The organism is Citrobacter sp. LJND-P06, from assembly GCF_058188415.1.
The window spans coordinates 3,204,809-3,217,630 of the sequence record NZ_CP187317.1 but is presented as its reverse complement, the minus strand read 5'-3'; the positions used below and the strand labels follow the sequence as shown (position 1 = coordinate 3,217,630).

The following is a 12,822-nucleotide window of genomic DNA, read 5'->3' as shown; positions in this document are numbered from 1 at the left end:
TATACGTTGTTTACGCTTTGAGGAATCCACGATGAGTGAGGCTGAAGCCCGCCCGACTAACTTTATTCGTCAGATCATCGATGAAGATCTGGCCAGTGGTAAGCACACCACAGTTCATACCCGTTTTCCGCCGGAACCCAATGGTTACCTGCACATTGGTCACGCTAAGTCTATCTGCCTGAACTTTGGTATCGCGCAAGATTACCAGGGTCAATGCAACCTGCGTTTCGATGATACCAACCCGGTAAAAGAAGATATCGAATACGTAGAGTCTATTAAGAACGATGTGCAATGGTTGGGCTTCAACTGGTCTGGCGACATCTGCTACTCCTCAGATTACTTTGATCAGCTGTATGCGTATGCCATTGAGCTTATCAACAAAGGCCTGGCCTATGTTGACGAATTGTCGGCTGATGAGATCCGCGAATACCGCGGCACGCTGACAGCGCCTGGCAAAAACAGCCCGTTCCGCGATCGCAGCGTAGAAGAGAACCTCGCGCTGTTTGAGAAAATGCGGGCTGGCGGTTTTGAAGAAGGTAAAGCGTGTCTGCGCGCCAAAATTGATATGGCTTCACCGTTTATCGTCATGCGCGATCCGGTGTTGTATCGCATTAAATTTGCCGATCATCATCAGACGGGCAGCAAGTGGTGCATCTACCCGATGTACGACTTCACCCACTGCATCAGCGATGCGCTGGAAGGCATTACGCACTCCTTGTGTACGCTGGAATTCCAGGACAACCGTCGCCTGTACGACTGGGTACTGGACAACATCACGATCCCGGTTCACCCGCGCCAGTACGAATTCTCGCGCCTGAACCTGGAATACACCGTGATGTCCAAACGTAAGCTGAATCAGCTGGTGATGGAAAAGCACGTAGAAAGCTGGGATGACCCGCGCATGCCGACGATTTCTGGTCTGCGTCGCCGTGGTTACACTGCTGCCGCTATTCGTGAGTTTTGCAAACGTATCGGCATCACCAAGCAGGACAACACCATTGAGATAGCATCGCTGGAATCCTGCATTCGTGAAGATCTCAACGAAAACGCCCCGCGCGCAATGGCGGTTATCGACCCGGTAAAACTGGTTATCGAAAACTACCAGGGCGAAAGCGAAATGGTCACCATGCCTAACCATCCGAACAAACCGGAAATGGGCAGCCGTGAAGTTCCGTTCAGCGGCGAGATCTGGATCGATCGTGCTGACTTCCGCGAAGAAGCCAACAAGCAGTACAAACGTCTGGTGATGGGAAAAGAAGTCCGTTTGCGTAACGCTTACGTGATCAAAGCAGAGCGTGTAGAGAAAGATGCACAAGGTAATATCACCACCATCTTCTGTACCTACGATGCAGACACCCTGAGCAAAGATCCGGCTGACGGTCGTAAAGTAAAAGGCGTTATTCACTGGGTGAGTGCCGCGCACGCATTGCCGGTTGAAATTCGTCTGTACGATCGCCTTTTCAGCGTACCGAACCCGGGCGCGGTAGAAGATTTCCTGTCGGCGATGAACCCTGATTCGCTGGTTATTAAACAGGGCTTTGCAGAACCGTCGCTGAAGGCTGCGGTTGCGGGTAAAGCCTTCCAGTTCGAGCGTGAAGGATACTTCTGCCTCGACAGCCGCCATGCAACGGCTGACAAACTGGTATTTAACCGTACTGTCGGTTTACGTGATACATGGGCTAAAGTCGGCGAATAAGCCACTCGACACCATCCCACCCGACTAACGCCGCGCTTCGCGGCGTTTTTTTTCGCCTAATTTCCGTTAGATCCTCTGTTTGCGGAGCGAATTAATTACGTTTAAAAAATAATTAATCTAATAAACGATTTTTTGATGAAAGTGCTAAGAAATTTTGGCGTGGCTAAATTGAAGGCGGTAAACGTTTTCATCTTCATGGAAAACAATGGTATTTTTCATTTTGATGATAATTTTTCGCATTTGGTGAATATGTAACAAAAAGCAATGAAATATGTGCGGTCGCTCATATTATTACATACTGGTTACAGAAAGAGATTGATAATTCGCGTCGCGAAAAATAGTCTGTTCACTGTAGTCAATGAGGTTTTCTCAGCGCTATTTTTAATTTTTGTTTTTAGCTGTTCGCCTTTGGCGGCAGCATTTTATACGTCAAAGAGGATTAACATATGCGTACGTTTAGTGGCAAACGTAGTACGCTGGCGCTGGCTATCGCCGGTATCACAGCAATGTCGGGTTGGATGGTTGCGCCGCAGGCAAGCGCCGCGGGCTTTATCGACGATTCGACCTTAACTGGCGGTATCTATTACTGGCAGCGTGAGCGTGACCGTAAAGACGTCACGGATGAAGACAAATACAAAACCAACCTTTCACACGCGACCTGGAACGCCAACCTGGATTTCCAGTCGGGTTATGCAGCGGATATGTTCGGTCTGGATATTGCGGCGTTTACCGCAATTGAAATGGCAGAAAGCGACGACAGCGGGCACCCTAACGAAATTGCATTCTCGAAAAAAAATAAAGGCTATGACGAAGATTACTCTGGCGATAAGAGTGGGGTCAGCCTGTATAAAGCCGCTGCAAAATTTAAATATGGCCCGACCTGGGCACGTGCCGGTTATATTCAGCCAACCGGACAGACGCTGTTAGCGCCGCACTGGAGCTTTATGCCGGGCACCTATCAAGGGGCAGAAGCCGGAGCCAACTTTGACTATGGCGATGCGGGCGCGTTGAGCTTCTCCTACATGTGGGCCAACGAATATAAAGCGCCGTGGCACATTGAAGTCGATAAATTCTATCAGGCGGATAAAAAGACCAAAGTCGATTATCTCCACTCCGTTGGCGCAAAATACGATTTCAAAAATGACCTTATTCTTGAGGCTGCCTTTGGCCAGTCTGAGGGCTATGTCGATCAGTACTTTGCCAAAGCCAGTTACAAATTCGATCTGGGCGGGAATCCATTTACCACCAGTTACCAGTTCTACGGCGCACGCGATAAAGTTGATGACCGCAGTGTGAACGACATCTATGACGGCACCGCATGGTTGCAGGCACTGACTTTCGGTTACAAAGTGGCGGAAGTGGTCGATCTGCGTCTGGAAGGAACCTGGGTTAAAGCGGACGGGCAGCAGGGTTACTTCTTACAGCGTATGACGCCGACCTACGCTTCCTCTAACGGTCGTCTGGATGTCTGGTGGGATAACCGTTCCGACTTTAACGCCAACGGCGAAAAAGCGGTCTTCTTCGGCGCGATGTATGACCTGAAGAACTGGAATCTGCCAGGCATGGCACTGGGTGCGTCGTACGTCTACGCCTGGGATGCAAAACCGGCTACCTGGCAGAGCAACCCGGATGCGTTCTACGACAAAAACCAAACCATCGAAGAATCTTCCTACAGTCTTGATGCGGTTTATACCATGCAGGAAGGACGTGCCAAAGGCACCATGTTTAAACTGCACTTCACCGAGTATGACAACCACTCCAATATCCCAAGCTGGAGCGGCGGTTATGGCAACATCTTCCAGGATGAGCGTGACGTGAAGTTCATGGTTATCGCCCCATTCACTATTTTCTGATGCCAGTCGCGGCAGGGTATATCTCTGCCGCGTCGTTGAGGACTGTTGTATGAAAAAAATGTTACTCATCGCCATTATGACGTCAGGGCTGGTGGCCTGCGCGCAATCTCCTGCACCCAAGGAAGACAGCCGCCTTAAAGAGGCATACAGCGCATGTATTAACACCGCGCAAGGTTCACCGGAAAAAATCGAAGCCTGCCAAAGCGTATTAAATGTGCTGAAAAAAGAAGACCAGCATAAGCAGTTTGCTAACGAAGAGAGCGTGCGGGTACTGGATTACCAGCAATGCATTCAGGCAACACGTACAGGCAATGGTCAGGCGGTACAAGCCGATTGCGATAAAATCTGGAAAGAAATTCGCAGTAAGAACACAGTACAGTAAATGGACTTAGCGGAAGCGAAAAGACCTGCTTTGATAGCAGGTCTTTTTTATGGGCATAAAAAAGCCAACCGGGTGGTTGGCTCTTTAGGCGGGAGCATTACTTTGCGTCGTGCGCATGCTCGTCTTCGCGGCAATCGCCTTCAGCGCAGTGACCGTAAAGATAGAGGCTATGGTTAGTTAAACGAATACCGTGTTTAGTCGCAATCTCACGCTGACGCGCTTCGATAGAATCATCGCTGAACTCGATCACTTTGCCACAATCGAGGCAAATAAGATGATCATGATGATGCTGTTGGGTCAGCTCAAAAACGGATTTGCCGCCTTCAAAATTGTGGCGAGTCACGATACCGGCGTCATCGAACTGGTTCAGCACGCGATACACGGTCGCCAGACCAATTTCTTCACCCATGTCGATCAGACGCTTATACAAATCTTCCGCACTGACGTGATGGTTTTCCGGTTCCTGAAGAACTTCCAGAATTTTTAAACGAGGAAGCGTTACTTTCAGGCCAGCCTTCTTTAATGCGGTATTGTTGTCAGTCATGCGGAATCTGTCCTGTTGCTAAACGATTCACTTCATTAAAGAAGTGACAGAAATTGCACTTGAGAGAATGCGTATCATTATAGAACTGCCATGTCTAAATGAAAACTGCAAGCCTCGGGCAAATAATATTAATCAAAACGTGGTACTGCCGACAATCACACTGTGCAATACCAGAATAACACCCGAACATTGTACAGGGATGGGCAGGAAAGTTACAAATTTGTAGCAATTATTTTGATTGGTTTTATCTATTGATGCGGCGCAGATGATTTCTGCGCCGCACGAAATCAGGCGTTGATGATTTCGTCGAGATGCAGTTCGGCGGAAATCTGTTTAACCCATTTTTCAACGCGCTCAGCGGTCAATTCCGGCTGACGGTCTTCGTCGATAGCCAGACCGACAAAATGATCGTCATCAGCAAGACCTTTGGAGGCTTCGAAGTGATAGCCTGCTGTCGGCCAGTGGCCTACGATGGTTGCGCCGCGTGGTTCGATAATGTCGCGGATGGTGCCCAGCGCATCGCAGAAGTACTCTGCGTAGTCTTCCTGATCGCCACAACCAAACAGAGCCACCAGTTTACCATTGAAATCAATGTCTTCGAGGGTAGGGAAGAAGTCATCCCAGTCGCACTGTGCTTCACCGTAGTACCAGGTCGGAATACCTAACAGCAGAATGTCATACCCTTCCAGGTCTTCTTTACTGCTTTTCGCAATGTCATGAACATCGGCAACGTCTTTACCAAGCTGTTTTTGAATCATTTTTGCGATATTTTCGGTATTACCGGTGTCGCTGCCGAAAAAGATGCCAGTGATTGCCATGAGTAAAATAACCTCTTGAAACTTATTGAAATGGTGGTGGCGTATTGCCCACGGATAAGGGCAATGATAGCAGATCAGTCAGGCATGCGGAAACAGCAAACACGCAGGACTGCACTCTGTGCTACACGATTTATGATTTAGAGCAGAAATTCAGACAGACCCCTGGCCACGCAGCGAGATAAGCTGGTTTGTCAGCATCTCTTCAATGAGCTCACTGCGGCTCATATTGCGTGCTTCCGCCAGTTCATTCAGCGCATCCACGGCATCAGCATTAAGCTTCAGTTCGACACGCTTAAGCCCACGAACCTTGTCGCGTTTAAGCTGATTACGCTTATTAATGCGTAGCTGTTCATCACGCGAAAGCGGATTGGTTTTGGGTCGTCCCGGGCGACGCTCGTGCGCGAACAGATCTAATGTCGTACGGTCCGTTTGTTCTTTGGCCATGATTTTGGTGACTTCGGGGAAACAATCAGCCAGGCGTCTGCCCGGATGGATAGCGCGCCATCATACATCAGCGAGTGAGGCACGCCAACGTCCACGCACGTAATCGCGCGCGGACGCTGAGTTTTTAATCAGTTAGCCTTTTCCGCCAGATACCGGCGTATCGCGCGGAGCACGGCATCTGGTTTTTCTGCATGCACCCAATGGCCGGCACCCGCAATCACATGCGCCCGGGCCTGAGGAAATTGCGTCAGTAAATCGTGACGATAGGCTTCGGTGACGTAAGGCGAATTCCCGCCAGGAATAAACAGCGCCGGATGATTCCAAGCGGGAATGGTTTCCCATCCCACGATATGCGGGTACTGCTCCCACAATACGGGCACGTTAAAGCGCCACTCGCCATCGACATACGACTTTAACAAAAACTGGATAACGCCTTCTTCCTGGAGGTGCTGGCGCATGACGGCCGCCGCCTGCTGGCGCGTTTGCGCGTCCGATTCGGTCACGGCGTTGATCGCAGCAAAGATCTCATCGTGACGGCGCACCTGATAATCAACCGGCGCAATATCAATCGCCACCAGTTGGTGGATACGATCCGGCGCCAGTGCGGTCAGCGCCATCACGGCTTTCCCGCCCATTGAGTGACCAATAAAGGTGGCCTTTTCGATACCCGCGGCGTCCAGAGTATCCAGCAGATCCTGCGCCATCGCCGGGTAATTCATCTCTGCTGAACGGGGAGAAAGACCGTGGTTTCGCATATCAACCTGGATGATGTCGTGATCCTGTACCAGATCGCGCGCCAGGATGCCGAGGTTATCAAGGCTACCAAACAAGCCGTGAACAAGGACGATGGGAGAATTATTGTGCAGCTTTTGTGCAGATTGCGCTCGGATGTTCAATTTCATGGCAAAGTTCTTTTTTTCGCTCTGTCGGGTTAGGGTATTATGTTGACCATTCTGCCACGGGGCTGCAACAACTACGGTAACTCCGAGTTTTTCAGACAGCCTGGCTTGACGCTATCCGCTGTTGGGATTTGCCCCTATAATCCCAACGACTTGTATTCAGATAAGACACCGCACTGGATTAAGATGAAAACGATTGAAGTTGATGATGAACTCTATAGCTATATTGCCAGCCACACCAAGCATATCGGCGAGAGCGCATCCGACATTTTACGGCGTATGTTGAAATTTTCCGCCGCATCACAGCCTGTCACTCCGGCGGCGAAAGAGGTGCGCATCGCGCAACCCGCTATCGTTGAAGCGAAGCCGGTCAACCCCGTAAAAGATAAAGTGCGCGCCATGCGTGAACTTCTGCTTTCCGATGAATATGCGGAGCAGAAGAAAGCGGTAAATCGCTTTATGCTGGTACTGTCTACACTTTACTCACTGGATCACAACGCGTTTGCTGAGGCGACGGAATCGTTGCACGGTCGTACGCGCGTATACTTTGCGCCCGACGAGCAGACCCTGCTGAAAAATGGTAATCAAACCAAGCCGAAACACGTGCCAGGCACGCCGTATTGGGTGATCACCAACACCAACACCGGCCGTAAATGCAGCATGATTGAACACATCATGCAATCAATGCAATTCCCTGCGGAATTGATTGAAAAGGTTTGCGGAACAATCTAATCGTTGCATTAAAAGGACCAGGCTAATGGCAATCCACAAGCGTGCAGGTCAGCCTGCGCAACAGAGTGATTTAATTAATGTCGCCCAACTGACGGCGCAATACTATGTATTGAAACCGGAAGCAGGGAATGCGGAGCACGCGGTGAAGTTCGGAACGTCCGGGCATCGCGGCAGCGCCGGTCGTCATAGTTTTAATGAACTGCACATTCTGGCCATTGCCCAGGCGATTGCGGAAGAGCGTGCGAAAAACGGCATTACTGGCCCTTGCTATGTGGGTAAAGATACTCACGCGCTGTCTGAACCTGCCTTTATTTCCGTTCTGGAAGTGCTGGCGGCAAACGGCGTCGATGTCATTGTTCAGGAAAACAACGGCTTTACGCCGACGCCTGCGGTTTCGAATGCTATCCTGGTCCACAACAAAAAAGGCGGCCCGCTGGCTGACGGCATCGTGATTACGCCGTCCCACAACCCACCGGAAGATGGCGGCATTAAATACAATCCGCCCAATGGCGGCCCGGCAGATACCAACGTCACCAAAGTGGTGGAAGACCGGGCTAACGCGCTGCTCGCGGATGGCCTGAAAGGCGTGAAGCGCATTTCACTGGATGCAGCAATGCGCTCCGGTCATGTAACAGAGCAGGATCTGGTGCAGCCGTTCGTTGAAGGGCTGGCGGATATCGTCGATATGGCGGCGATTCAAAAAGCGGGCCTGACGCTGGGCGTCGATCCGCTGGGCGGTTCTGGTATCGAATACTGGAAACGTATTGCCGCGCATTACAAACTCAACCTGACCATCGTCAACGATCAGGTTGATCAGACTTTCCGCTTTATGCACCTGGATAAAGACGGCGCGATCCGTATGGACTGCTCCTCCGAGTGTGCGATGGCGGGTCTGCTGGCGCTGCGTGATAAGTTCGATTTGGCGTTTGCCAACGATCCGGACTATGACCGTCACGGTATCGTCACGCCAGCAGGGCTGATGAACCCGAACCATTACCTGGCGGTTGCCATCAACTACCTGTTCCAGCATCGTCCGCAGTGGGGCAACGATGTCGCCGTCGGTAAAACGCTGGTGTCTTCTGCGATGATTGACCGTGTGGTGAATGATTTGGGCCGTAAACTGGTGGAAGTGCCGGTCGGTTTCAAATGGTTTGTTGACGGTCTGTTTGACGGCAGCTTCGGTTTTGGTGGCGAAGAGAGCGCGGGCGCTTCTTTCCTGCGCTTTGACGGTACGCCGTGGTCTACTGACAAAGACGGCATCATCATGTGTCTGCTGGCGGCAGAAATCACCGCGGTCACGGGTAAAAATCCGCAGGAGCACTACAACGAACTGGCGGCTCGCTTTGGCGCGCCGAGCTATAACCGTTTGCAGGCAGGTGCAACGTCCGCTCAGAAAGCGGCATTGTCCAAACTGTCCCCGGAAATGGTCAGCGCCAGTATGCTGGCGGGCGATCCGATCACCGCACGTCTGACGGCGGCACCGGGTAATGGCGCCTCCATTGGCGGTCTGAAAGTGATGACCGACAACGGCTGGTTTGCCGCGCGTCCGTCCGGTACGGAAGACGCTTACAAGATCTACTGTGAAAGTTTCCTCGGTGAAGAACATCGCAAACAGATCGAGAAAGAAGCCGTTGAAATCGTCAGTGAAGTGCTGAAAAACGCGTAACGCATTGACGTGTTTTTTTGTAAGCCCGGTAAGCGCTCGCGCTACCGGGCTTTTTTATGCCTTTCTTAACTGTGATTGTTTTTCAGCTCAAAGCGTGGGGACACCAGGCCATATAGCGTCCAGCCAAGGAACGTCACAATGGAACCGTACAGCATGGCTTCCTCTCCTGAAGAATAGAGCGCATAGAAACTGTATAGCGCGCCAATGAATGCCACGACATTTGCCGCTTTTGCTTTGGCGGGGTTCACATTGGCCATTCGCTGAATGATAACCAGCGCGGCCATCGACAGAATGTACGGAATAATGTTAGTCACCACCGCCAGGTTAACCAGAACGTTGAACTGACCGTTGAGCGACGGACTGATGGTCATCAGCGACAAACCACTCTGAATGATAACAATCGTCAGCATCCCTTGCACCGGCGCGTCCACTTTGGTCACGCGGGAGAAGATTTTCGGAAAGTAACCTTCGTCAGCAGAGGATTTAAAGACCTGAGCGATGGTAAATTGCCAGCCCAACAGTGAACCGCAGCAGGACATCACCATCAGCGCCATGATCACTTTACCCACCGCTGGAGTGAACATCTGCGCAAACGCCAGACCGAACGGGGCGGTCGAGTTCGCCAACGCCATATTCGGCACAATCCCGGCAATCACATTGGTGGAGACAATGTAAATCACGGCGGCGCCCAGCGTACCGCCCAGAACCGCGATGGGGACGTTGCGCTCCGGGTTTTCCACCACGTCTGCGTTGGCGCAGGCGGATTCCAGACCCAAAAATGCCCACAATGTCATAGCGATGGAAGACCCCACCGCGGTGAAAAAGGGCACATGATGCGGGTTCCAGGAGTTTGCGTACAGCGTTGGGCTAAACCAGAACCAGCCAATGATACACAGACCGACCACCGGGATAATCACCCCCCAGACCGTGACGCTACTGATTTGCCCGGTAATGCGAGCGCCGCCAAAGTTAGCGAGGGTACAGAGCCATAACACACCGACAGTGGCAAGACCGATTTGCACAGGGGAAAGGGTCGCGCCGAGTAACTCGGTGCCGTAGCCGACAGCAGAAATGGCGATGGCTACGTTGGCTATCAGCAATGAGACGCCATAGGTGTAGTTCGCCATAAAGTTGCCCGATTTGCCGAACGCATACTCCGCATAACCGCCCATGCCTCCGGATTTGCGGCTGAACATGCCGCATTTCGCGAACGCCCACGCCAGCGCCATCGAACCGACTGCGGTGACTAACCAGGAAATAATGGAGAGGGTGCCGACTTCCGCCAGTTTAGTGGGCAGCATGATAATCCCTGAGCCCATCATATTGACCATGGTCAGGATAGTGAGCTGGACAACGCCCATTTTGTTGGATTTAGACTGACCCATTATTTATCCCCCTTTCGCAAGGCACGTTGAGTTTCGCGCGGCGTAATGACGTAGCACCACACGTGCTTACGGCCATCAATTTCTTCGATGTACACGCCCTGCAGTTCCGGCGCGAAGCCCGGCAGCAGGTTGATCCCTTCTTCCAGTGCGGTGAAATAGCGCAATACCGCGCCTCCCCAGACTTCTCCTGGGACTACGCACAGCACGCCCGGCGGGTAGGGGAGCGCGCCTTCGGCCGCAATACGACCTTCAGCCTCGGACAAGCGCACGAACTCAACTTCGCCACGCAGCCAGGCGTAGTTGGCGTCCTGCGGATTCATACTTACGCGTGGGAAATGCGATTTACGGAACATCTCTTTTTGAAGCTGCTTAACGTTGTGGCGCGCGTAGAGATCGTGCATTTCCTGGCACAACTGACGCAGGGTGTAACCCGCATAGCGTTCCTGATGTTGCTTACAGATTGACGGTAGAACTTCGGCGAGGGGCGCATCGGACGCCAGCAGTTTTTCGAAACGAACCAGCAGAGCGACAAGCTGCTGCAACTTCGCCATATCTTCTGCGGGGGTTAACAGGAACAGGATCGAGTTGAGATCGCATTTTTCAGGAACAACGCCATTTTCGCGCAGGAAGTTAGCGAGAATGGTGGCCGGAACGCCAAAAGCGTCGTATTCGCCGTTCTCTGCATTGATGCCAGGGGTGGTGAGCAGAAGTTTGCACGGGTCAACAAAATACTGATGCCTGGCGTAACCTTCAAACGCGTGCCAGCGTTCCCCCGGCACAAAGTGGAAGAAACGTAGGTCATTGGCTATCTGCTCTGTGGTATAAGACTGCCACGGTTTTCCATCGACCAGTCCCGGTATAAACGGACGAATATGGTCACAGTTATCCAGAATCAATTTGCGGGCATCGATGCCGTTCGCCACACAATTCATCCACATATTGCGACCGCTGACGCCTTCATGCATTTTCGCATTGACGTCCAGGGCGGCGAACAGCGGGTAGAACGGGCTGGTGGAGGCATGCATCATAAAGGCATTGTTCATACGCTTATGCGGTACATAACGAGGCTGCCCTTTGATATGACTGTCTTTTTTGTGGATCTGCGACGTCTGGGAGAAACCGGCCTGCTGTTTGTGTACAGACTGAGTGACCAGAATACCCGGAGAGTTTTCGTTCAGATCCAGCAATAACGGAGAGCAGTCGGCCATCATCGGAATGAACTGCTCATAACCGACCCATGCCGAGTCAAACAGGATGTAGTCGCACAGGTGACCTATCTTATCCACCACCTGACGGGCGTTATAAATGGTTCCGTCGTATGTCCCTAACTGAATCACCGCAAGGCGGAACGGGCGCGCCTCCTTTGCGCGTTGTGGCGCCACTTCGTTGATCCGCTCGCGCAGATAGCGTTCTTCAAAACAGTGCGCGTCAATCCCGCCGATAAGGCCATACGGATTACGTGCGGTTTCCAGATAGACCGGTGTTGCGCCAGCCTGCAATAACGCGCCGTGATGGTTAGATTTGTGGTTGTTACGGTCAAAAAGAACCAAATCGCCAGGCGTCAAAAGGGCATTCAGCACGACCTTATTGGAGGAAGATGTCCCGTTCAGAACAAAGTAGGTTTTATCAGCGTTAAACACGTTTGCCGCATGTTGCTGGGCGATGCAGGGCGCGCCTTCGTGGATCAGCAGGTCGCCCATTGCGACGTCGGCATTGCACAGGTCAGCGCGGAAAAGCGTTTCGCCAAAGTACTCAACGAACTGATTCCCTGCCGGATGGCGGCGAAAGAACTCTCCTCCCTGATGGCCTGGACAGTCAAATGCGCTGTTGCCTTGATTTACGTAGTCGACCAGTGCGCGAAAGAACGGCGGGCGTAGTTGAGTTTCATAATGGCTGGCAGCGGCTTCTAACTGACAGCCATAGAAGGCGGTACGGGCTTCATTATGTTCGAATACGCCCGAGATCCGCGGCAAATATTCTGCCGGGACACGCGCTTCATTTTCGGTCGCGATAAAAACAGGAATGCCATAGCCAGTAGCGTCAATTTCATCGAGTTTTCCTCGTTTAATATCTTCGATGGATAACACGACGGCGGCTATATCAATAAACTCACTCTCATTGATATTAATGATGCTGCGCTGTGTGGCGAAATAGTCAGTACAGGAACAACTTACAGCAATCTTTAATTCAGACATGGTTATCTCTTTATTTTAGGTAATAGTAGGCCCTCAATTTCTCGAATGAGAAACTGATATCTCCGGAAAAAAGCAATAGTGACCCGCTGATAAATAAATCAGTGAATTGCTTTTCTTATGATGCAATAAACCCTAACCCGTCCGGTCGCAGGATAAACAGGGTTTAGCAGAGAGAGCACAGGGGTATACCGGCGTAAGCCCGTATAGC

General features: G+C 51.6%; 11 protein-coding genes and 1 pseudogene. 5 read left to right on the top strand and 7 right to left on the bottom strand.

Translation table 11 applies throughout. The features are described 5' to 3' along the window. Nucleotides 1-31: 31 nt before the first annotated feature. The 3 genes from glnS to ACO7SM_RS15365 all read left to right on the top strand — a co-directional run bounded on the left by glnS (nt 32) and on the right by ACO7SM_RS15365 (nt 3,931). Nucleotides 32-1,696 carry a glutamine--tRNA ligase gene (gene glnS / locus ACO7SM_RS15375; RefSeq protein WP_490468258.1) on the top strand — a complete coding sequence of 555 codons (1,665 nt, stop codon included), beginning with the start codon at nt 32-34 and terminating at the stop codon, nt 1,694-1,696. Between the two features lie 446 nt (nt 1,697-2,142). After that, the gene (gene chiP, locus ACO7SM_RS15370) at nt 2,143-3,549 is read left to right on the top strand and encodes a chitoporin ChiP (RefSeq protein WP_490468257.1); all 1,407 of its coding nucleotides are present in this window, start codon (nt 2,143-2,145) and stop codon (nt 3,547-3,549) included. 49 nt (nt 3,550-3,598) lie between these two features. Continuing rightward, nucleotides 3,599-3,931 carry a ChiQ/YbfN family lipoprotein gene (locus ACO7SM_RS15365; RefSeq protein ID WP_490468256.1) on the top strand — a complete coding sequence of 111 codons (333 nt, stop codon included), beginning with the start codon at nt 3,599-3,601 and terminating at the stop codon, nt 3,929-3,931. A gap of 97 nt (nt 3,932-4,028) precedes the next feature. Here ACO7SM_RS15365 and fur read toward each other — a convergent pair whose 3' ends face one another. The 5 genes and pseudogenes from fur to ybfF all read right to left on the bottom strand — a co-directional run bounded on the left by fur (nt 4,029) and on the right by ybfF (nt 6,639). Beyond that, entirely contained in the window at nt 4,029-4,475 is a 447-nt protein-coding gene (fur, locus tag ACO7SM_RS15360; protein WP_490468255.1) for a ferric iron uptake transcriptional regulator, read from the bottom strand. Further along, nucleotides 4,468-4,553: pseudogene (locus ACO7SM_RS15355) on the bottom strand (fur leader peptide). The gene fur and the pseudogene ACO7SM_RS15355 overlap by 8 nt, the downstream one beginning before the upstream one ends. Nucleotides 4,554-4,762: 209 nt before the next feature. Then, complete coding sequence (fldA, locus tag ACO7SM_RS15350) at nt 4,763-5,293, bottom strand: flavodoxin FldA (RefSeq protein WP_167456047.1); 531 nt, start codon at nt 5,291-5,293, stop codon at nt 4,763-4,765. A 150-nt stretch (nt 5,294-5,443) separates the two neighbouring features. Continuing rightward, nucleotides 5,444-5,737, bottom strand: a complete 294-nt coding sequence (gene ybfE, locus ACO7SM_RS15345; protein ID WP_203358484.1) for a LexA regulated protein — start codon at nt 5,735-5,737, stop codon at nt 5,444-5,446. Nucleotides 5,738-5,865: 128 nt separating this feature from the next. Next, on the bottom strand, nt 5,866-6,639 hold the full coding sequence (gene ybfF / locus ACO7SM_RS15340) for an esterase (RefSeq protein WP_490468254.1): 774 nt from the start codon (nt 6,637-6,639) through the stop codon (nt 5,866-5,868). 183 nt (nt 6,640-6,822) lie between these two features. Here ybfF and seqA point away from each other — a divergent pair, with 183 nt between their 5' ends. Both seqA and pgm read left to right on the top strand, forming a co-directional pair. Next, nucleotides 6,823-7,368 carry a replication initiation negative regulator SeqA gene (gene seqA / locus ACO7SM_RS15335; RefSeq protein WP_490468253.1) on the top strand — a complete coding sequence of 182 codons (546 nt, stop codon included), beginning with the start codon at nt 6,823-6,825 and terminating at the stop codon, nt 7,366-7,368. 25 nt (nt 7,369-7,393) lie between these two features. After that, complete coding sequence (pgm, locus tag ACO7SM_RS15330; RefSeq protein WP_490468252.1) at nt 7,394-9,034, top strand: phosphoglucomutase (alpha-D-glucose-1,6-bisphosphate-dependent); 1,641 nt, start codon at nt 7,394-7,396, stop codon at nt 9,032-9,034. Nucleotides 9,035-9,099: 65 nt separating this feature from the next. Here pgm and potE read toward each other — a convergent pair whose 3' ends face one another. After that, on the bottom strand, nt 9,100-10,419 hold the full coding sequence (potE, locus tag ACO7SM_RS15325; RefSeq protein WP_490468251.1) for a putrescine-ornithine antiporter: 1,320 nt from the start codon (nt 10,417-10,419) through the stop codon (nt 9,100-9,102). Further along, a complete protein-coding gene (speF, locus tag ACO7SM_RS15320; RefSeq protein ID WP_490468250.1) occupies nt 10,419-12,614 on the bottom strand; it encodes an ornithine decarboxylase SpeF in 2,196 nt (731 codons plus the stop codon). The genes potE and speF overlap by 1 nt, the downstream gene beginning before the upstream one ends. Nucleotides 12,615-12,822 lie beyond the last annotated feature (208 nt).

Excerpts from the sequence above, each read along its gene's own strand:
- glnS (WP_490468258.1), top strand. The coding sequence starts at position 32 with ATGAGTGAGGCTGAAGCCCGCCCGACTAACTTTATTCGTCAGATCATC.
- speF (WP_490468250.1), bottom strand. The coding sequence starts at position 12,614 with ATGTCTGAATTAAAGATTGCTGTAAGTTGTTCCTGTACTGACTATTTC.
- chiP (WP_490468257.1), top strand. The coding sequence starts at position 2,143 with ATGCGTACGTTTAGTGGCAAACGTAGTACGCTGGCGCTGGCTATCGCC.
- fldA (WP_167456047.1), bottom strand. The coding sequence starts at position 5,293 with ATGGCAATCACTGGCATCTTTTTCGGCAGCGACACCGGTAATACCGAA.
- potE (WP_490468251.1), bottom strand. The coding sequence starts at position 10,419 with ATGGGTCAGTCTAAATCCAACAAAATGGGCGTTGTCCAGCTCACTATC.
- fur (WP_490468255.1), bottom strand. The coding sequence starts at position 4,475 with ATGACTGACAACAATACCGCATTAAAGAAGGCTGGCCTGAAAGTAACG.
- pgm (WP_490468252.1), top strand. The coding sequence starts at position 7,394 with ATGGCAATCCACAAGCGTGCAGGTCAGCCTGCGCAACAGAGTGATTTA.
- seqA (WP_490468253.1), top strand. The coding sequence starts at position 6,823 with ATGAAAACGATTGAAGTTGATGATGAACTCTATAGCTATATTGCCAGC.
- ybfE (WP_203358484.1), bottom strand. The coding sequence starts at position 5,737 with ATGGCCAAAGAACAAACGGACCGTACGACATTAGATCTGTTCGCGCAC.
- ACO7SM_RS15365 (WP_490468256.1), top strand. The coding sequence starts at position 3,599 with ATGAAAAAAATGTTACTCATCGCCATTATGACGTCAGGGCTGGTGGCC.
- ybfF (WP_490468254.1), bottom strand. The coding sequence starts at position 6,639 with ATGAAATTGAACATCCGAGCGCAATCTGCACAAAAGCTGCACAATAAT.